Origin of the sequence: Vibrio sp. 10N.247.311.47 (assembly GCF_041467535.1) — a bacterium.
In the GTDB taxonomy this organism is placed as follows: Bacteria; Pseudomonadota; Gammaproteobacteria; order Enterobacterales; family Vibrionaceae; genus Vibrio; species Vibrio crassostreae_C.
Genome location: NZ_JBFSUR010000031.1, coordinates 1 through 19,594, shown reverse-complemented (window position 1 = coordinate 19,594; position 19,594 = coordinate 1). Strand labels below are relative to the sequence as shown.

Annotated in this window: 18 protein-coding genes and 1 pseudogene; 15 read left to right on the top strand and 4 right to left on the bottom strand. The window is 43.2% G+C overall.

Features of this window, described 5'->3' with window-relative positions; genetic code table 11:
• The first annotated feature begins 166 nt into the window (after positions 1-166).
• From AB6E51_RS18640 to modC, 4 genes are read left to right on the top strand one after another with little or no spacing between them, the layout of a single operon-like run.
• Positions 167-1,633: a cobyric acid synthase gene (locus AB6E51_RS18640; RefSeq protein WP_171733216.1), complete on the top strand. Its 1,467-nt coding sequence runs from the start codon at positions 167-169 to the stop codon at positions 1,631-1,633.
• 56 nt (positions 1,634-1,689) lie between these two features.
• Positions 1,690-2,448: a molybdate ABC transporter substrate-binding protein gene (gene modA / locus AB6E51_RS18635; RefSeq protein ID WP_017060111.1), complete on the top strand. Its 759-nt coding sequence runs from the start codon at positions 1,690-1,692 to the stop codon at positions 2,446-2,448.
• On the top strand, positions 2,449-3,147 hold the full coding sequence (modB, locus tag AB6E51_RS18630; RefSeq protein WP_017060110.1) for a molybdate ABC transporter permease subunit: 699 nt from the start codon (positions 2,449-2,451) through the stop codon (positions 3,145-3,147).
• On the top strand, positions 3,144-4,250 hold the full coding sequence (gene modC / locus AB6E51_RS18625) for a molybdenum ABC transporter ATP-binding protein ModC (protein WP_017060109.1): 1,107 nt from the start codon (positions 3,144-3,146) through the stop codon (positions 4,248-4,250). Before modB ends, modC begins: the two co-directional genes overlap by 4 nt.
• A 311-nt stretch (positions 4,251-4,561) precedes the next feature.
• Here the strand turns inward: modC and AB6E51_RS18620 are convergent, their stop codons facing one another.
• Positions 4,562-4,999, bottom strand: a complete 438-nt coding sequence (locus AB6E51_RS18620) for a DUF3069 domain-containing protein (RefSeq protein WP_017060108.1) — start codon at positions 4,997-4,999, stop codon at positions 4,562-4,564.
• Between the two features lie 131 nt (positions 5,000-5,130).
• Here AB6E51_RS18620 and AB6E51_RS18615 point away from each other — a divergent pair, with 131 nt between their 5' ends.
• Positions 5,131-6,102, top strand: coding sequence for a diguanylate cyclase (locus tag AB6E51_RS18615; RefSeq protein WP_170791831.1), 972 nt, complete (start codon positions 5,131-5,133; stop codon positions 6,100-6,102).
• A 78-nt stretch (positions 6,103-6,180) separates the two neighbouring features.
• Positions 6,181-7,191: a Solitary outer membrane autotransporter beta-barrel domain gene (locus tag AB6E51_RS18610; RefSeq protein WP_029235232.1), complete on the top strand. Its 1,011-nt coding sequence runs from the start codon at positions 6,181-6,183 to the stop codon at positions 7,189-7,191.
• Positions 7,192-7,335: 144 nt separating this feature from the next.
• Here AB6E51_RS18610 and AB6E51_RS18605 read toward each other — a convergent pair whose 3' ends face one another.
• On the bottom strand, positions 7,336-8,577 hold the full coding sequence (locus AB6E51_RS18605; protein WP_065584948.1) for a GGDEF domain-containing protein: 1,242 nt from the start codon (positions 8,575-8,577) through the stop codon (positions 7,336-7,338).
• Positions 8,578-9,053: 476 nt separating this feature from the next.
• Here AB6E51_RS18605 and AB6E51_RS18600 point away from each other — a divergent pair, with 476 nt between their 5' ends.
• The 9 genes from AB6E51_RS18600 (at position 9,054) to AB6E51_RS18560 (ending at position 17,676) form a co-directional block, all read left to right on the top strand.
• A complete protein-coding gene (locus tag AB6E51_RS18600) occupies positions 9,054-9,422 on the top strand; it encodes a late competence development ComFB family protein (protein ID WP_017060104.1) in 369 nt (122 codons plus the stop codon).
• A 40-nt stretch (positions 9,423-9,462) separates the two neighbouring features.
• Positions 9,463-9,744, top strand: coding sequence for an HlyU family transcriptional regulator (locus tag AB6E51_RS18595; protein WP_065584949.1), 282 nt, complete (start codon positions 9,463-9,465; stop codon positions 9,742-9,744).
• Positions 9,745-10,044: 300 nt separating this feature from the next.
• On the top strand, positions 10,045-11,592 hold the full coding sequence (pntA, locus tag AB6E51_RS18590) for a Re/Si-specific NAD(P)(+) transhydrogenase subunit alpha (protein WP_017069088.1): 1,548 nt from the start codon (positions 10,045-10,047) through the stop codon (positions 11,590-11,592).
• A 10-nt stretch (positions 11,593-11,602) separates the two neighbouring features.
• Positions 11,603-13,000 (top strand): Re/Si-specific NAD(P)(+) transhydrogenase subunit beta, encoded by a 1,398-nt coding sequence (gene pntB, locus AB6E51_RS18585; RefSeq protein WP_065584950.1) that lies wholly within the window; start codon positions 11,603-11,605, stop codon positions 12,998-13,000.
• Between the two features lie 289 nt (positions 13,001-13,289).
• Complete coding sequence (gene vxrA / locus AB6E51_RS18580; protein ID WP_065584951.1) at positions 13,290-14,762, top strand: sensor histidine kinase VxrA; 1,473 nt, start codon at positions 13,290-13,292, stop codon at positions 14,760-14,762.
• Positions 14,737-15,396, top strand: a complete 660-nt coding sequence (gene vxrB, locus AB6E51_RS18575) for a response regulator transcription factor VxrB (RefSeq protein WP_009845363.1) — start codon at positions 14,737-14,739, stop codon at positions 15,394-15,396. The genes vxrA and vxrB overlap by 26 nt, the downstream gene beginning before the upstream one ends.
• On the top strand, positions 15,396-16,283 hold the full coding sequence (locus AB6E51_RS18570; RefSeq protein ID WP_065584952.1) for a DUF2861 family protein: 888 nt from the start codon (positions 15,396-15,398) through the stop codon (positions 16,281-16,283). The genes vxrB and AB6E51_RS18570 overlap by 1 nt, the downstream gene beginning before the upstream one ends.
• Positions 16,284-16,333: 50 nt before the next feature.
• Positions 16,334-17,482, top strand: a complete 1,149-nt coding sequence (locus tag AB6E51_RS18565; protein WP_017079243.1) for a conjugal transfer protein TraF — start codon at positions 16,334-16,336, stop codon at positions 17,480-17,482.
• Positions 17,483-17,523: 41 nt separating this feature from the next.
• Entirely contained in the window at positions 17,524-17,676 is a 153-nt protein-coding gene (locus AB6E51_RS18560) for a YoaH family protein (RefSeq protein ID WP_017073513.1), read from the top strand.
• A gap of 193 nt (positions 17,677-17,869) precedes the next feature.
• On the opposite strand, the gene AB6E51_RS18555 is transcribed toward AB6E51_RS18560, so the two are convergent.
• Positions 17,870-18,136, bottom strand: a complete 267-nt coding sequence (locus tag AB6E51_RS18555; RefSeq protein WP_372058724.1) for a hypothetical protein — start codon at positions 18,134-18,136, stop codon at positions 17,870-17,872.
• Positions 18,137-18,223: 87 nt separating this feature from the next.
• A pseudogene (locus AB6E51_RS18550) lies at positions 18,224-18,702 on the bottom strand (GGDEF domain-containing protein); the annotation flags it as partial.
• Positions 18,703-19,594: the final 892 nt, after the last annotated feature.

Genomic DNA, 19,594 nt, shown 5'->3' with positions numbered 1-19,594 from the left:
CGATGGAGCTATTAAACAACACTGGGGTTGAATCCAGAGTGAGTAACACATTCATTTTCCATTCATTTTATTGAGCATCTACTCGGCAATGACGTTAAGATGGTCGCAGAGAAATATTGCCCACAGCTATAAATTGAAAATTAAGAAATTAAGGATTTAAGTACAAATGCGAGCACCATTAAGTGCCCTTATGGTTCAAGGGACAACGTCAGATGCCGGAAAAAGTGTTTTGGTGGCAGGTTTATGCCGTGTTTTGGCAAGGAAAGGAATCAAAGTGGCACCTTTTAAGCCACAAAACATGGCGTTGAACAGTGCTGTGACAAAAGATGGTGGCGAAATTGGCCGTGCTCAAGCGGTTCAGGCGCAAGCTTGTAATATAGAGCCAACCGTTCACATGAACCCTGTATTGCTAAAGCCCAACTCAGATACCGGCGCGCAAGTGATTTTGCAAGGCCGAGCGCTGAGCAACATGGAAGCGACGGGTTATCATGATTACAAGAAAGTGGCGATGGATACAGTTATCGATTCGTTTGACCGACTTTCTGAAGAATATGAAAGCGTGATGATTGAAGGTGCGGGGAGCCCAGCCGAAATCAATCTTCGTGAAAATGATATCGCTAACATGGGATTTGCTGAGAAAGCGGACATCCCTGTGCTCATCGTTGCTGATATTGACCGTGGTGGCGTTTTTGCGCATCTCTACGGGACATTAGCTCTATTGTCTGAATCTGAACAAGCTCGTGTAAAAGGCTTTGTGATAAATCGTTTTAGAGGCGATATCGCACTGCTTCAATCTGGCCTAGATTGGCTAGAGGAAAAAACCGGCAAGCCAGTCATTGGTGTTTTGCCATATCTGCATGGTTTTAACTTAGAAGCGGAAGATGCCATTACCTCTGCTCAAGAGTCTGACGGAGAAGCTAAGCTTAAGGTGGCGGTGCCAGTGCTAACCCGAATCAGCAACCATACAGACTTTGACGCGTTAAGATTGAATCCTTCGATTGATTTACGTTATGTCGGTAAAGGCGAACGTGTAAACAATGCTGATTTAATTATCTTGCCGGGTACAAAGTCGGTAAGAGCAGATTTGGATTACCTAAAAGAACAAGGCTGGGATAAAGATATTCAACGCCACCTGCGCTTAGGCGGCAAAGTGATGGGTATCTGCGGTGGCTACCAAATGTTAGGTAACATCATCCACGATCCTGATGGCGTTGAAGGGGAACCCGGCAGCAGCGAAGGGTTAGGGTATCTGGATACTGAAACGACCCTTACACAGCAGAAAACCTTAACCAACGTACGCGGCACCATGACGCTGGATGGCAAAACAGCACAAGTAAAAGGTTATGAAATCCACGTAGGTAGGACTGATGTCAAAGAAACAGCCTTACCGGTTCAGTTAGAATCTGGCAGCCTAGATGGCGCTGTGAATCAAGATAACTCGATTTTTGGTACTTACTTGCATGGCGTATTCGACAACAGTGATGCGTTGTCGCTTATTTGCGAATGGGCAGGAGCCAACGATGTGACCGCGATTGACCACGAACAGCTTAAAGAGCTGGGTATTAATCGAATCGCTGATGCCATCGAAGAGTACTTAAATCTTGATCTGCTTTGGCCAGAGTTAACAGCTTAAGCCGCCATTTAGAAGTTAGCTAAAGAACTTAAACGAACAATAGATAAGTGATAACAATGAAAAAGCGAGTCTTCCTTTTAACCATGGCTTTAACTTCGGCATTGAGTTCTAGTCATCTTTTTGCTGCGGAAAAGCTACGAGTTTACGCTGCATCGTCGATGACCAATGCGGTTAATCTGTTGGTTGAAGAGTTTGAGAAAGACCATTCTGTCGATGTGATTCCTGTGTACGCGAGTACGTCGTCTTTGGTGCGACAAATCGAAAGAGGAGCACCAGCAGACATTTTTATCTCGGCAAATGAGAAATGGATGACGCATTTAGTCGATCGTAAATTGGTTTATAGTGACAATGTCACAAACCTATGTGAAAACGAACTGGTGCTGATTGCTCCTAAAGAGACATCGGTAACGTTAGACCTATCAAAAGGTGAACAATGGGCTAAACTGCTTACTAATGAAAGGCTCGCAGTGGGTAACACCATGTCGGTTCCTGCTGGTATCTATGCAAAAGAAGCGTTAGAAACGTTAGGTGTATGGGACGATGTGAAAACTCGATTGGCACCAAGTAACAATGTTCGTATGGCCTTAGCCTTAGTCGAGCGCAGTGAAGCTAAGCTTGGCATTGTCTACAAAACGGATGCGTTGCTTTCTAAAGAAGTAAACCTAGTGTCGACCTTCCCATCAGATCTGCACACACCAATACGTTACCCTGTAGCGAAGTTGAGTGATAAAGTTGTGGCAGAAGAGTTCTATACTTTCCTAAAGAGCGAAAAAGCGAAAGACACCTTGAACAGTTTTGGATTTGAAGTGCGTTAAATGATGTATTTATCGGAATACGAATACCAAGCCTTAATGCTGAGCTTAAAAGTCGCTGGGTTTGCAATCTTATGGCTTATCCCTATCGGTATTGGCTTAGCATGGCTACTTGCTAAGAAACAATTTGTAGGTAAGAGCATTGTTGAGAGTATTGTCCATTTACCTTTGGTACTTCCACCTGTAGTTATTGGCTATTTACTGCTAGTGATGATGGGCAGGCAAGGTATCATAGGTTCGTGGCTCAATGACGTGTTTGGTATTGTATTCAGCTTTAGCTGGAAGGGCGCGGCACTCGCTTGTGTGGTTGTGGCGTTGCCGCTGATGGTTCGCTCTATTAGATTGAGCCTAGAAACCGTAGACAGTAAGCTTGAAGAGGCGGCTGCTACATTAGGCGCTTCACCTCTTCGTGTGTTTTTCACGATCACTTTACCCTTGATGATCCCAGGGGTCATTACCGGCACCATGCTTTCATTCGCAAGAAGCCTAGGGGAGTTTGGCGCGACCATCAGCTTCGTTTCAAATATTCCCGGTGAAACTCAAACCATTCCTTTGGCTATGTATACCTTTATTGAAACCCCTGGCGCTGAAATGGAAGCCGCGCGTTTGTGTGTCATTTCTATTGTGATAGCGCTGGGTTCATTGATGCTATCTGAGTGGCTCAACAAAAAGTCAGCACAACGCTTGGGAGGCAATGCATGAGTGCTTTGATCCTCCAATATCAACAACAACTTGGTGAAACGTTCTTTGATATCGACTTGGAATTACCAAGTAGCGGCATTACGGCAATTTTTGGTCGTTCTGGCGCGGGTAAAACCTCACTTATCAATGCAATCAGTGGCCTTAAACAGCCCGATAAAGGTCTGATCAGCGTATCTGGAACCACACTGTTCGATAGTGAAAATGGCATTAATTTGCCGACTCACAAACGCAACGTCGGTTATGTGTTTCAAGAGTCGCGATTGTTTCCACATATGAAGGTGGCAGCGAACCTTAAATACGGTATGAAAAGCGTCGATCAAGCGCACTTTGAGCAAATAGTCTCGCTGTTGTCTTTGGGTTCATTGCTTGACCGATACCCAGCTCGTTTGTCTGGCGGTGAGAAGCAACGTGTGGCGATTGGCCGCGCTTTGTTATCAAAGCCGAGCATTTTGTTGATGGATGAGCCTTTAGCGTCTCTCGACTTGCCTCGTAAGCGCGAAGTGATGCCATTTCTGGAAAACTTATCCGAAACCGTCCAAATACCGATCATCTATGTCACCCATAGCCTCAATGAAATTTTACGCTTGGCAAATCACCTTGTGATTATTGACCAAGGCAAAGTGATTTCGTCGGGTGTGACGGAAGAGGTTTGGGCATCGAGAGCCATGCAACCTTGGCAATCTTTCTCAGAGCAAAGCTCGTTGTTTGAAGCGACATTAGCGGAACACAATGACGATTATGCGCTGTCTCGCCTGATGCTAGGAAAGTCGACGTCGTTATGGGTTCAGAAAGTATCGAGTGAGCTTGGTACGACAGTGAGGCTGCAAGTTAGGGCAAATGATGTCTCTATCACGCTAGAACGGCCGAAAGGGACTTCTATACGTAACATCCTTCCTGTCACCATTAAAAGCGTAGAGACGCACCAACAAGGCACAAATAAGCAGAGTGTCGAGGTCGAGCTAGAGTTAGAGTCTGGGTGCTACCTATGGGCAACCATTACATTGTGGGCGCTGGATGAGTTAAATCTAGAAATCGGGCAGCGTGTTTACGCTCAAATTAAAGGTGTGAGTGTCGCTCAAAGAGATATCGCGGTAACGCATTAAACCTGACAAGGTCAGTTTTTCGATATTGCCGCGATACTGCCTGTTATAGGTTCTGAAAATTCGGTCTTGATTCCATGAATGGATACATGCGTCATTTTTATACGGTATAACTGCCAGTTTTGCGCCACACTATATGAGTGTTAAAGCATATGATTTGTCGAATCATATGAACATTAGCAACAAGAACATACAGACGTAACGATCGACGAACAGAAAATAGCGGATATAAAAAAGCCGCGTGTTTAAAGAAACATGCGGCTTAATTCTAAGTAGTACTGTTAGCGCTTAGCCTAGTTTAGGCGACTAGCGACTTACTTAGTAAAAACTTCTTTGAAATCACGCTTCAAGATTGCATCACGACGAGCTTTCTTGATTTGTTTAACCATGTCTTTTACACAGTTGTGTAGAACTTGGTCTAGCAGTTGAGCACGGTACTCTTCTTTTTCTTCGTCAGACATGTCTTCTGGAAGTTTAAGAGTAGGGAACTCTTCCATCACGTTAACACCAGCGAAAGCTTGGCTAACTGAGATTAGAGCGTGGAACTGCTCGAAGTTGTCTAAAACATTTTGTGCGCTTGCTGGAAGACTATCCCAAGCTTCGCGTACTGCTTCTTCAGACACTTCGTGAATAGAAGTAACCATAAAGTGCATCTCTTTTGGTACGCCATCAAATTCGATAACTTGACGAAGTTCTGGTGAGATGGTGGTTAAATCGATTTCTTGTTGTTCGTTGTTTGTAGCGTCTGACATAGTATTTCTCTTTAAAAAGAAACAATGCTAAAAAGATCTGTAAAAAAGTCAATCTAATATAGAGATTAGGGCATGATTTAAGCCCAAATTTGAGCTACTTTGAATATTCAACACTAGATAAAGGTGATGTGATGATAGAAAAGGGATCTTCAATGCGCATATTGCTGGTTGATGACGTTCAACTAGACAGGATGCAACTTGCTATCCGACTCAAGCAACTGGGTCATATTGTAGAAGCTGTCGGTAGCGGAAAAGAAGCCCTGAGTGTTTATTCTGATTTTGATCCTGAACTCGTGTTACTTGATATCAGCATGCCTGATATGGATGGTTTTGAAGTGGCGAATGAGGTTCGAAGCCGATTCCCAGAATGGGTTCCCATCATCTTTCTTAGTGGTCACGAAGAACCTGAGATGATCGCAAAAGCGATTGACGCTGGTGGCGATGATTACCTGATCAAGCCAGTAAACAAGGTTGTTTTGAATTCTAAGCTGATTGCGATGCAACGTATCGCGCACATGAGACGAGAGCTAAAACAAAGCACAGCCAAACTCGAAGAACTGAACATCCTTCTGCAGCAACAAGCCAACGAAGATGGCCTGACCAAATTGTATAACCGTCGATATATGGATACTAAGCTTGAAGAGAGCATAGCGTGGCACGGAAGACGTAATATATCCATGACAGTCATACTTCTAGATGTAGACTTCTTTAAGCCTTACAACGATAATTATGGTCATATTCAAGGGGATAAGTGCTTACAAGGGCTTGCTAATACCTTGAAACAGCTGTTTGTTCGTGCGGGAGAATTTGTAGGTCGTTATGGCGGTGAAGAGTTTGTTCTGATTCTTAGCGATACAGATAGTGAAGGCGCTAAGGTACACGCGACTCGAGTTAAAGAGGCATTGCATGAGATGAACTACGCTCATGAACACTCAACGGTATCGGATAGAGTGACAGCGTCACAAGGTGTGTTGTCATTTGTGCCAGAAGGTGGCGAATCTATTGCGTCTATTTACGAAAAGGTCGATCAAGCGCTTTATCAAGCGAAGCAAAGTGGTAGAAATACCTTTGTACAACGTAACATTTTGGAGCTTGCGCGTTAGTTGGCGAGCTCTTTTCGATATTTGAATTTATACTTCTAATAGCGTTTGAGCTAGGAAGTGCTTTAAGTGATAAAAGAAATGCCACATTCGAAGTCATTTTCTATGACTAACACATCTTGGACGCTTGCGGTTCCTCTATTTTTTACCGCTTTGGCGACCACTGTTAATGCCAATACGCTATCTGATCTTTTTCGAAAGGATCTAGAGCAGAGCTTTGCCACCAGTGTATTGCTCAACGACACCGATGTTTTCACTTTTGGTATCAATAACTTTGACCCCAATAAAGTGTTTAGTTTGGACAATGAAGACATCGGTTCGAATGATTCGGTAAGTCGTCGCCAAAACATCACCTCCCTGAGTTTGCCTTACACATTTGAATTACCAAGTTACATCGAAGACAACCATCAAGAGGTGACGCTACGCTTGTCTGCATTGCGAATCGAGAACGATGTCGAGTACGCGGCAGCAAACAGAAACGATTTTCAAAAAGAGTCGGTAGTGTCTGGCTACGTCGAATTCGCGAATGTGTCCCAGCTAGACGAATATTGGAGCTTCAGCTCTGCAATCGGTAACCACATCTCTTACTACCGCAATGATTATGAATATCGCGCTTCGTTGCTAAAGCCTATTCAAGACCAACTGGATGGCGTATATCTCAATACTGATGCTTGGGCTTACATCATCGAGCCTAAAATCAAGCTGATGTACGAAGATAAGAATGACTGGGGAAAGTATAAATTGAGCACCAGTTGGCATTACTTTAATGGCATCGGCTGGGGCGAGGCGAATAATGGCAATGTCGGTCATCCTGAAGGGTGGTATATCGCCAATGAAGCCAAGGTTTTCTATGATCTCGTGCGTTGGGATAAGAACATCACTTCGATGTACTCGAGTATAAGACGAATTGATATTGGTGGTGACACCGTGGCATCTATGGGCACCACATCTTACTACGAGGGCAGTGTTGGTTGGTTGCTTAACCCAAACCTGTTTAATGAGTGGGTCGATAACGTGGGAATAGGTTTTACGATTAACTACGGAAGTAGCTTAAAAGGTGGCAGCTTGGTTATATTCTTCAACCAAGATTAAGCTCTTTTTTCCAGTTAAGCCCATACGGCCTCAAATCAATGAGGCTCGTTGAACTTGGAAGTGATAGTTATTGAAGCAGATCGCTATTAATGGCTTAAGCTATTTAGATCTCTAGCACTCAATATCTTTCGCTATCAACTATTGTTAACGGTCAATACACAGTTTGTTTCGACCGGTTTCTTTCGCTTTATACAGCGCTTGGTCAGCAAGCTTCAACACCTCTTCAGGATGTCTGGTGGTTGTACTGTCAGACAATCCAATACTCACCGTCACATTCACCACTTCCGATGGTTTGCCGTTCTTACCACGCTTTTTCATCCCCACTTCATGATCGTCAGGGCGCTCGTGACTATTGCGAATCGTCATGTCGTAGTTTTGAACCTCGGAAATCAGAGCTTGAAGGTGCTCTTTAACTTGTTCCGAATGTTTGCCTTTGAAGATAATCGTGAACTCTTCACCACCATAGCGATAAGCTTTAGCGCCGCCTGTGGTTTCTCTCAGAATGCGTGCCACCAGTTTTAACACATCGTCCCCAATGTCATGTCCGTAGGTGTCGTTGAATTGCTTAAAGTGATCGATATCGACCATCGCCATCGAATACTTACGCCCCAAGTGCTTCATATCGACTTCTAAGGCGTGTCGACCTGGAATGTTAGTCAGTTGGTCATTAAAGGCCATATCATGACTAGCAGACATCACATAGACGATGATCAACGTGCCTGACAGCGAGAACATGGTGCTCGAGATGTACTGAATATCGAAGAAGATGAACGTACAAGAAGAAAGCAGGATAGCGCTATAAACCACAACATCGATAGAGCGGTTATACACCAACACGAGAATGGCAGTAAGGCCAAGCAAGCAAAGGCTATACAGCACTAAAACAAAAGGCAGTTTGGAGAAGTCTCTGACAATAAATAGAAGACCATCACTCCATGATTCAAAACCGCCGGCATGGAAGTGAGAGACGATCAATTGTGCCCACACCATAAACAGAACAAGAACGATGGCGTAGAGCAGCATCGACTTTGAGTTTACGCCGTTATCAGGGAAGGCATAAACAAGTAAGCAAGTGACAGGTACTAATGCCGCAAGTAACGAAAGCTCTAATAGCGTTGTGCCAGTATTGAGAGGCGTTTGTAAGCGAACTTGGATGATCAGATAAGCGACAAGCATGGTCACCGATACCATCGCCATTCGACCTTGTCTGAACGTATGGCATAGCAGAACCGCAACGCTCAATAAAATGTAAGGGAGGTTGCTAGCAAACCCTAAATTTGAGTCCGTCACGAGAATGACGTTGTCCATACCAACGAGCAAAATTGTTAACAGGACTAAAGGGAAGCAAAATCGAAACATGCTCGACGTTACAAAAGATGATGCCATTTATGTGGTGAGCCTAACTATATTGATGATCTTATTATTTAATACTATGCGTAGGATACGGTTAAACAAGCGATTGCCAAGCTTTTTACCTAAATTAGAGCAAAAACATAGTCATAGGTCGCTATTGGTGCAATCATTTTTATATGTATTTTGAGTTGCTATTAACCTTAGAACGAACTACACAGTATATATGAGAAATTAATTAGTCGTTATAGATACTTAACAAAATCTGCTCTGCTGCTCTTACGTTGGCGCTGTCACTTAAAGGGCTTGATGATCAGTTATCATTGAGTGACCTTTTCATTAAGCGACGAAGATCTGTAATGAAGTCAGAGTAAGATTAAATAATACCTAAGTTTCAACTATGGACAGTAAAACCTATAACTGAGTTATAGAAAGCTATTAGGAATTGCATGGTTTCAAGTGACTTTAGAAACGACTGCGACTAGAAAAACCGCTACAAATGGAGGTGTGGTATGCAAATTAGTGTTGATGTACATAACTATATGGAAACTCTGGTCGGTCATGTATTGGCTACCGAGGAATATGTGTCTAGTTATACCAACGAACAGTTGGCCGATCTCGCGTGCTTGGCTTTGGGCCAGCTAAAACCTATCTATATTCGTTTTGATATCGATTTTCTGTCAGCATTGCCAGAAGACAAATTGGTGCTCTATAAACGCAATAGTGAGATCGCGGTCAAAAATGCAGAAAGTATGATTATTGACGATCGAAGACGTGAACGTGACGACAATGTGCCTGTTATATTTAGTCAACACAATTTTGACGATGACGTAGAATTGCAATGGTATGAAAAGCCGTTGTTGAACCGTAAACAGTCATGATAGTTTAGGGTGAATACGGTCATTTAAGGAGTAAAAAAACGTGGGATTCTTTTCTAGATTATTTGGTGGCAAAGAAAAAACCGAACAAAAAGTAGAGATTGAGCCAGTCGAATATAAGGGTTTCAATATCTATCAAGATGCCATTGCAGAAACTGGTCAATACCGTGTTGCTGGGCGAATCGAGAAAGAATTCGATGGTGAAATCAAAACTCACCGTTTTATTCGTTCAGATGTTGTTTCAAACAAACAAGATGCCGATGAATTGATGCTCAAAAAATCGCAGATGTTCATCGACCAAATGGGCGACAATATATTTAGCTAACCAATTAGGGTTAGAATTGATGTTGGTCATAATTTAGAGAGCTTTCAGTGTATATGCTGAAAGCTCTTTTTAGTTTTATGGATAAAGAACAGCTAGTGAGTTGTTATTAAAAGGATTATTTGCAAGTGGTTTGACCTCTTGGTTCGAGACGGTCGTCATTTATCCGAATGAAGCGCTTAAATTCCGTCCAAATCGTTATAAGTAATAACTTTTCCTGTTCTTTGAACAAAACGCTTGAAGTATTAGTTGTCGTTAGATACAAACGAATAAGTCATTCGTGCCAATAGTCAAGGAATAGCTATGCAAATTGGTGTACCAAGAGAAACGCTCGCAGGTGAAACGCGAGTCGCTGCTTCGCCGAAATCGGTAGAACAGCTTCTAAAATTAGGATTTGAAGTTTGTGTTGAATCACAAGCAGGTGCGTTAGCAAGTTTTGAAGATGCAGCTTATGAACAAGCTGGAGCAAAAGTTGTCACCGCAGATGAAGCTTGGAAATCCGATATTATCTTTAAAGTTAACGCTCCGATCGTTGACGAGTCTAAAAATGAAATCGATCTTCTTAAAGATGGCGCAACATTGGTCAGCTTTATTTGGCCTGCTCAAAATCCAGAGTTAATGGAACAATTGTCCAGTCGTAACATCAACGTGATGGCGATGGATTCTGTACCACGAATTTCAAGAGCTCAGGCGTTAGATGCATTGAGTTCTATGGCAAACATCGCGGGTTATCGTGCTGTTGTTGAAGCGGCGCATGAGTTTGGTCGATTCTTCACGGGCCAGATTACGGCTGCGGGTAAAGTTCCACCAGCAAAAGTACTGGTTGCAGGTGCTGGTGTTGCTGGACTAGCGGCAATCGGCGCTGCGGGTAGCTTAGGTGCGATCGTTCGTTCATTCGATGTTCGTCCTGAAGTTAAAGAACAAGTTGAGTCGATGGGTGCTGAATTCTTGGAAGTGGATTTCAAGGAAGATACCAGTGCTGGTGACGGCTACGCAAAAGAGATGTCTGAAGCATTCAATAAGAAAGCGGAAGAGCTTTATGCAGCTCAAGCAAAAGACGTTGATATCATCATTACTACGGCGCTGATTCCAGGTCGCCCGGCTCCGAAGCTGATTACCAAAGAGATGGTAGACAGCATGAGTGCAGGTAGTGTGATTGTAGACCTTGCGGCGGCCAATGGCGGTAACTGTGAATACACGGTTGCGGATCAAGTCATTACAACGGCTAATGGCGTGAAGGTGGTTGGTTACACTGATATGGTTGGTCGACTGCCGACTCAATCATCTCAACTGTATGCAACGAACCTAGTTAACCTTTTGAAACTGCTTTGCAAAGAGAAAGATGGCAACATCAATATCGACTTTGAAGATGTTGTTCTGCGTGGTGTTACTGTCGTTAAAGAGGGCGAGGTCACTTGGCCAGCTCCACCAATTCAAGTTTCAGCTCAACCACAACAAACTAAGCCAAAAGCGGCCAAACCAGAGCCTAAAGTTGAAGAACCTGTTTCTCCAATTAAGAAAGTGGCGGGTATGGCGGTAGCTGTTGGTGCATTCGCTTGGGTAGCTTCGGTTGCTCCAGCTGCGTTCTTATCTCACTTTACCGTTTTTGTTCTCGCTTGTGTGGTGGGTTATTACGTAGTTTGGAATGTAAGCCATTCTCTGCATACGCCTTTGATGTCTGTGACTAACGCGATTTCAGGCATCATTGTAGTAGGTGCACTGTTACAGATCGGACAAGGAAGTGGCGTCGTCACGTTCTTATCATTTATTGCCGTATTAATTGCAAGTATCAATATCTTTGGTGGCTTTACCGTGACCAAACGTATGCTTGAAATGTTCCGTAAAGACTAAGGAGTAACAGATGTCTGAAGGATTAGTACAAGCAGCTTATATTGTTGCTGCTGTATTTTTTATTATGAGTTTGGCTGGGTTATCGAAACAGGAATCTGCGCGTGCAGGTAACTATTACGGTATCACGGGTATGGCAATCGCGTTGATCGCAACGATCTTTGGCCCTCACTCTGCTGGTATTGTGTGGATCATCATTGCTATGGTGATCGGTGGTGGTATTGGTATCCACTACGCAAGAAAAGTAGAAATGACTGAAATGCCAGAGCTGGTTGCAATTCTGCACAGCTTCGTAGGTATGGCTGCAGTACTTGTAGGTTACAACAGCTACATCGATCCACCTGCTGCTGTTTCTATCAACCCTGCAGATATTCATGCAGAGCACGTTATCCATCTAGTGGAAGTGTTCCTTGGCGTGTTTATCGGTGCGGTGACGTTCACGGGTTCTATTGTTGCGTTTGGTAAGCTTCGTGGCGTTATCTCTTCGTCTGCATTGAACATCCCTCATAAGCACAAGTGGAATCTAGCGGCTATCGTAGTTTCTACACTGCTGATGATCATGTTCGTTAAAGCAGACGGCAGCATGTTCGCACTAATGGTGATGACACTTATCGCATTCGCATTCGGTTACCACCTAGTGGCATCGATTGGCGGTGCAGATATGCCAGTAGTTGTCTCTATGCTGAACTCGTACTCTGGTTGGGCAGCAGCAGCGGCAGGTTTCATGCTTGCAAACGATCTGCTTATCGTAACTGGTGCATTGGTTGGTTCGTCGGGTGCGATTCTGTCTTACATTATGTGTAAGGCGATGAACCGCTCTTTCATCAGCGTTATTGCTGGTGGATTCGGCCAAGAAGTGGTTGTGTCTGATGGCGATGAAGAGCAAGGTGAACACCGCGAAACATCAGCTGAAGATGTGGCTGATATGCTGAAAAACTCTAAGTCAGTAATCATCACTCCTGGATACGGCATGGCAGTAGCTCAAGCACAATACCCAGTGCATGAAATCACTGACAAGCTACGAGCGCAGGGCATTAATGTTCGATTTGGTATCCACCCAGTTGCTGGTAGGTTACCGGGTCACATGAACGTACTGCTTGCTGAAGCGAAAGTGCCTTACGATATCGTTCTAGAAATGGACGAAATCAACGATGACTTCGATGAGACAGATACTGTATTGGTAATTGGTGCGAATGACACCGTAAACCCTGCAGCACTTGAAGATCCAAACAGCCCAATTGCTGGTATGCCAGTACTTGAAGTTTGGAACGCTCAGAATGTTATCGTATTCAAGCGTTCGATGAACACAGGTTACGCCGGTGTGCAAAACCCACTGTTCTTCAAAGAGAACACGCAGATGCTGTTTGGCGATGCTAAAAAGAGTTGTCTAAGTATCTTAGAACATCTATAGAGATCACCTCTAAACAATATGTAACAACTCGATAAGGAGCTCATTTGAGCTCCTTTTTTTATCTTACGAAAGCGACTCTATGTGTGATCTCAGTTGATACGAAGTTGACGAAGCCTGATGCAAAACTTGTCGCAATTGAGGTTTGGCTTGCCAATCAGCCTACTAGTACGTATGTACAATGTGGCCGTAATATATTGGCCTTTATCTCTGTAGCTCGCCATTCTCAATGTTTTTCATGCGGTTAAAAATTTATCTTTGATAGCGAATGGTATATATTTGGTTGATCTATATGAATTTGCGTTGGTTTGTGATCATCAAAAGAACATTTACTCTTCTTATCGCTACGTTGTCTGTGTCTGCAAACGCATTTGCCGACTCTTTACCTGAGCGTATCGATAATTTCACCAAACTCTTTGATCATGAAACGGCAATCGAATCTTACGATATTCGAGTGCTACAGGCTGATTATCCAACACGTTTGATCATGCCGTCTTCTATGCTGCCACAAACAGCAGAGTACCCGTTAAAAGACATTCAGCGCTTGTACCAGTTATCAAAAACCTGTAGTGGTAAACTGCCGTTAAGCCCTTTGATTACTGAGCCTTTAGTTTTTACTCGTGCAATGTGTAAAGGCACCAAGCTTTCTGACCGTTGGTTTAGCCGTAGTGGTTTGATTCACCCTGGCGGCGGTTCTTATGCGGCACGATACGTTGAGAAGTACCCAGAAAAATTCGACTCTCTGAAGCGCTTTATGCATATTCAAGAGCGACCAAACACCGAACACGATGAACTACTGTCTCGCTTGCAACAAATGGATAGCGAAGCAATCACCGCGCTGTTAGCGGGTGCGAGTATGTTTGTTGAGCTTGATGAGATGTGGGTAAAACGCGGCTACAGATATTACCTGTATAAAAAATCAGTCTGGAACGAAAATGCCACGCTTGCTGGGTTATCGTTTAGCTTGTCTTCAGAAGGTAAAAGCTGTTTTGTCCAGCGTGGTAATGTGTGTTGGGAAATAGAAGATCATTCAGAGCTTCTGCAAGTCGCCATGTTTATCTTGGTTATTGCCAACATCATGCTTGTCTTAGGTTGGGCGGTTTACCGTTGGAACAGTAAGAAACAAGAGATGAAGAGCCGCATGCTGGTGCTTCAAATCCTAACGCACGAATTAAGAACGCCGATTGCAAGTTTGTCATTGACGGTTGAAGGGTTCAGACGCGAGTTCGAACACTTACCAGAATCAGTATATGATGAGTTTCGTAGGCTGTGTGAAGATACACGCCGTTTAAGACAGTTGGCAGAAGCAAGTAAAGACTATTTGCAATCAGACAACCAACCGCTCGCAACAGAGTGGGTACCAAGCGTTGAAGAGTGGCTTCAATACAAAGTTGAAGAAGAATTTGCACCGGGTATTGAACTCCGTGTAAACAAAGATATTGCTGCAAAAATAAACGTATATTGGTTAGGAACGTGCATCGACAACCTGATCAGAAACGCCGTGAAATACGGTGTCGCACCAGTGATACTAGAACTGAATACTTCTGACAAGAAGCTGACATTCAAAGTTATAGATAATGGAGACTTGTCCCGCAAAGATTGGGGGCAACTAAGAAAGCCATTCGTAAGTAAGAGTGGACTCGGTTTAGGTCTGACGATAGTGGAATCTATGGTCGGAAAAATGGGCGGTCACATGACGCTTATCGGCCCCCCAACAACATTTATTTTGGAGATACCTTGTGAAACAGACATTGCTTCTCGTTGAAGATGATAAAAATTTAGCTGACGGTTTATTAGTTAGCCTTGAGCAAGCTGGATATGAATGTTTGCATGCAGAACTGATCTCTGAAGTTGAAGGCTACTGGGAACAAGCGGACCTAGTGATTCTAGACCGTCAACTTCCTGATGGTGACTCAGTAGATTCACTTCCAGGTTGGAAGAAAAAGAAAGACATCCCAGTTATTTTGCTAACGGCTCTCGTCACAGTAAAAGACAAAGTTGCGGGCCTAGACTCAGGTGCAAACGACTATCTAACTAAGCCTTTCGCTGAAGCTGAATTGTTTGCTCGAATTCGCGCGCAGTTACGCCTGCCTGATGCTGAAGATCAAGATGCATCAAAAGTGATGGCTCAAAATCTAGTTATCGATAAAGCGACACGTGAAGTGTTTTTCAATGAACTGGAAGTCACCCTAACGCGTACTGAGTTTGACCTACTGCTATTTTTGGCAAGCAACCTTGGCCGTGTATTCACTCGTGATGAGCTGCTTGACCATGTATGGGGTTACAACCATTTCCCAACAACACGTACGGTAGACACGCACGTTCTGCAACTAAGACAGAAACTGCCGGGTCTAGAAATCGAAACGCTGCGTGGCGTTGGTTACAAGATGAAAGCGTAATGAAAAAAGCCTTACTTCCACTATTAATGTTGTCTTGCGTGGTGAATACCGCGCAAGCTGCGGATTGGTTTAAGAGTAGTGATACTCTAACTCAAGTTCATAAACACCTGTTGGATAATGACTTACCTCAGATGTTTGATTCACTAGTGGAAGTTTGGCAAATCAACTCTTCTCAATCACGAGAAGATCACCTCAATGAGCTGTTCGATCAAGCATTGAACAAAGATTGTGGTAAAACCCTCACCAGAAAAACACTCCCAGATTGGATCAGTTCAGTCGTCGTTAAAAGACACATCATTCAAAGCCCTGGCCGAGATACTTTTCGCGTATCGATTGATGTTGAATCCGAAAACAACATTCAAGATATTACCTTCGAGAAATGGGTCGATAAGATTGTTTCATCGGACAGTGAGCTAACCAAAGACAGTGAAGTGGTAAACAACGCATCGGTGAGCCTATACCGCAAGCGTTACAATTTAGCATCTCAACTTGAGTCAGGCCTGTATCGTTTAAGTGTGAAAGGCGATGGCGGTAATTCATGGAGTACTTGGATTATTCTTGGTGACGTTGCTTTTCGTCAGCAAGTTCGTTGGGCATCAAAAGACACGTGGCGCATCGATAAAAAAGAACTGCTGAACCCTTATTGTCCGCTTCCTAAGCTCGAAATTGGTTTGTACGATTACATCGATGAACACTATGAGCAGGTGTGGGGCAAGAGCTATGAATCTGATTATCCAATGAACCTAACTGGCGAAGAACTTCCCAATGATCGCTACGTTTTGGCGGTTTCAATGGTGCATTCACGCTGGCAAGGTGACATAGCGATAGAACAAGCACAAACTATCAGTAAAACTTATGATATTTCTAGCGAAGAAGAGTTAAAGTAATTTAGAATTGAGCCGTTAACTATGTAAGGGATCTAACAAAGATAAACGGCATGAAAAATACGACTAAACTACTCGCAGCATCAATTGCATTCGCCAGTCTTCCTCTTTCAGCAGCAAACTACGCCATTGAAGCGCGTGGTGATGCGATGGGTGGTGTTGGTGTTGTTTCAGCAAACTTCCTAACCGCTCCATTCTATAACCCAGCACTTGTTGCCATTTATCGTCGTAACGATGATATGGGAATGATCACGCCAAGTTTTGGTGGTAGCTATAACGACCCCAACGACATGAAATCGAACATCGATAGTGTTGTTGATGCATCAAACACCGCAGAACTCGATGCGGCGTTGAATAAGTTGGATGGCAACCAAGCCAATGTTGAACTGGGTGGTGTAGTCGCCTTTGCTCTTCCTAATCAGTTTATCGCGGCAAACCTTTTCGCTAAAGCCTACACAGAATCATTTGCGACACCTAACGTTTACACAACAGGTTCAGATGCAGATAAAGTGGAACTGTCTACCGTTGAAGCGGTTTCAATCGGTGTCGCAGAAGTCGGCCTTTCTTTAGCAAAATACCAAACATTTATGGGGCAACACATCTCATTTGGTATCACACCTAAAATCCAACGTATTTACACGTACAACTATGTCGCATCGGTTGATGATTACGACTTATCTGATGTAAGAGAAAACAGTGATGGTGAAACAGCATTTAACATGGATGCTGGTGCGCTTTGGTTCTTCGGCCCGTTCCGAGTGGGTGTTGCAGCAACTAACTTAATCTCTCGTGACATCGAAACCAAAGATACGACGAGAACGCTAAACAGCAGCACAAGTAGTGCGACACACCAAGTTGGCGGTAAATACACTTACCAACTTGAACCGGTATACACAGTGGGTGCTGGCATCGTATCGGATTACTTTTCTTTCAGTGTTGATTACGACCTAAATGAGACTGAGAAGTTTACTTCGTTTGCTGATAACGAACAGATGATTCGTGTTGGTACCGAAGTCGATCTTCTGCGTCAGCTTAAGTTAAGGGGAGGGTACTACAAGAACCTAGCTTACTCTGATTCGGAAGGAACAGTCACAGCCGGTATTGGTATCTCGCCACTCAACTTGTTCCAGTTAGATCTAAGTGCGAACTACACAAACGAAAATGCAATGGGTGCTTCAATCAATTTCCTTGCTAGTTACTAACAGTCCTTATATAGTTCTGCTCCTAAATAAAGGAGCAGAGCATGCTAAACGACTTACCAACCCTTTCTCACGAAGAACAACAGAAAGCTGTTGAACGAATTCAAGAAATGATGACTCAGGGCATCAGCACAGGACAAGCGATTAAAATTGTTGCTGAGCAAATTCGTGAAGAAATGAGTAATAAAGAAGAGTAGGGCATCAGCCCTTCTTTTTTAACACCTTAGTGCACTATAACTAAATATATTACCCTCTAGTATATTATCTCGTACATCCCAACTCTTTAGTTACCCTAAATCCCGATCTACCAAAAACCATTAAATACCATATATTCAGCAAGTTACGTCGGAGTAATCCACTTTTCAGGCTTTCCTTGGCTTTGAGTTGTAATTAAATTACAGTAAGATCTGAAAGTAAAACAATCGCCATTTTAGGTGTCAGTATTTGTGTCACCACGTCTAAGTGGTTAAATATATGGCGTTTTTTAAGGCTAGTGACGTTGTGACTTCTATTTTTAGTGGGTACGAGTGCATAAATGTTCAGAAGCAGACAAATGAGGATTTCATCTAAGAACAGTGCGAGATAAGTGACGACGGTAATGTTCAAAACCGATACCGCGAGTGACTTACCACTGGTTAGAGCGCGCTTCGTTGCCACATATGTGCTTTACAGAATAAGTATTTAAAAAGCTTACGAGGCGTAAGGTGTTGTGTAGAAGTCGATTAAGGAATGCGGCGCGTATCAATTTGAGAATGCTAAATCGATGTGTTTTCTATTGGGGAATGATAAGTCTAAGCGATAGAACTTGTTAGAAATAGGGTCGCTTTGAGCGCTGTAGTTGTCGTCGTGGTTACGTATGTAGAATCGAAACCTTGGCTCCTCTTGACCTTCATATTCTATATTGATGGTGACCGAATCGAACGTTGAGAGATCGAGCCCTTTATTTTGGGTCGATCTCTTAACGTACTCAATTTCACAGAAGGGTAAGCTATAGGTTTGTTCAAAGTCACGCTGTAACTTAATTCCATCTTCTGACTTATGTAATGAGCCTACGGTGCCACCATCGTGGTCTCTGTCCGTATTTACGCGCGTAGGCTATCTGTCAGGTGTGATGATATGAGCGTATTAAAAGAGATCAACGACACTAGCGTGATTGCTAGGCAAAAATACGCGCCCAGCGACAGATATATGCCTAAATAGCGTTGTTTTTGTTCGGTATTTATACGAAAGGTAACGTTTTTAAGGGGATAATAATTTAACTGTGTAAATATACAGTTATTATTTGGGTTCTTTATTTTGTGTTCCATAGGACCAAGCTTTACCTGTACAGCTAGCTACAGTGTCACTTTACTTATTGATTACATGTGTCGATAAACATTATAAGCTTTCTAATCTCAGGCGGTAACACCATTGCGACTTCAAAGCAGGCATATCAGTTAGAGAAAACAAGTAAAGAAAAACTAAGCGCAATGGGTTTAAAGTAACTCTTAGGTTTATTACCAAAGCTACCTAAGTCCAATTGAACGTAATTTCAGGGCAAACCGTGATTATGGATCTGCCAAGTATCGGTGTTGTGTACCAGCAATAAGTGTAATGAATCTATGCAAACTGAACACAAAGTACTAACTCTAGAGAGAATCGTTAAGAAGGTTTGAAAAATGTGTGTGCGAATCTACGTAAGACAGACGAACTTTATTAGCTGATGGATTTGAACGAAAGCTCAGCATGTGCAGTTGATAAAAAACATTGGTCGCGTGTGTGAAATCTGAAAAAGAAACAACAGCAATGCTCACAAGAATCACACACAACGCGGCGGTTCGTTAGTGCAAACAGAGAAGTGGCAAGATAAGTTAAATCAGATGGACAAAGTTTCTCGTCAATTAGATTTGCTGAATGAAGGTTGGATTGTGTAGATGTTGGCCGCACATATAATTATTTGATTTCAAATGCGCTAAGAAAACCCTGAACGGCGCAAGAAGCGTGAGAGTCAGTTGGAACAAGGATTTTAAGGACAAAAGATGAGAATACTACCTTTAGAATTAACTACACGTATTATTAACTGCGTATTATGGTTATGAATTATGTTGAGAGGTTTGCTGAAAGCCTGAATGAAAT

Excerpts from the sequence above, each read along its gene's own strand:
- AB6E51_RS18560 (WP_017073513.1), top strand. The coding sequence starts at position 17,524 with ATGCTAAACGACTTACCAACCCTTTCTCACGAAGAACAACAGAAAGCT.
- modA (WP_017060111.1), top strand. The coding sequence starts at position 1,690 with ATGAAAAAGCGAGTCTTCCTTTTAACCATGGCTTTAACTTCGGCATTG.
- AB6E51_RS18600 (WP_017060104.1), top strand. The coding sequence starts at position 9,054 with ATGCAAATTAGTGTTGATGTACATAACTATATGGAAACTCTGGTCGGT.
- vxrA (WP_065584951.1), top strand. The coding sequence starts at position 13,290 with ATGAATTTGCGTTGGTTTGTGATCATCAAAAGAACATTTACTCTTCTT.
- AB6E51_RS18610 (WP_029235232.1), top strand. The coding sequence starts at position 6,181 with ATGCCACATTCGAAGTCATTTTCTATGACTAACACATCTTGGACGCTT.
- AB6E51_RS18615 (WP_170791831.1), top strand. The coding sequence starts at position 5,131 with ATGATAGAAAAGGGATCTTCAATGCGCATATTGCTGGTTGATGACGTT.
- AB6E51_RS18565 (WP_017079243.1), top strand. The coding sequence starts at position 16,334 with ATGAAAAATACGACTAAACTACTCGCAGCATCAATTGCATTCGCCAGT.
- pntB (WP_065584950.1), top strand. The coding sequence starts at position 11,603 with ATGTCTGAAGGATTAGTACAAGCAGCTTATATTGTTGCTGCTGTATTT.
- AB6E51_RS18605 (WP_065584948.1), bottom strand. The coding sequence starts at position 8,577 with ATGGCATCATCTTTTGTAACGTCGAGCATGTTTCGATTTTGCTTCCCT.
- pntA (WP_017069088.1), top strand. The coding sequence starts at position 10,045 with ATGCAAATTGGTGTACCAAGAGAAACGCTCGCAGGTGAAACGCGAGTC.
- AB6E51_RS18620 (WP_017060108.1), bottom strand. The coding sequence starts at position 4,999 with ATGTCAGACGCTACAAACAACGAACAACAAGAAATCGATTTAACCACC.
- AB6E51_RS18570 (WP_065584952.1), top strand. The coding sequence starts at position 15,396 with ATGAAAAAAGCCTTACTTCCACTATTAATGTTGTCTTGCGTGGTGAAT.
- AB6E51_RS18640 (WP_171733216.1), top strand. The coding sequence starts at position 167 with ATGCGAGCACCATTAAGTGCCCTTATGGTTCAAGGGACAACGTCAGAT.
- modC (WP_017060109.1), top strand. The coding sequence starts at position 3,144 with ATGAGTGCTTTGATCCTCCAATATCAACAACAACTTGGTGAAACGTTC.
- modB (WP_017060110.1), top strand. The coding sequence starts at position 2,449 with ATGATGTATTTATCGGAATACGAATACCAAGCCTTAATGCTGAGCTTA.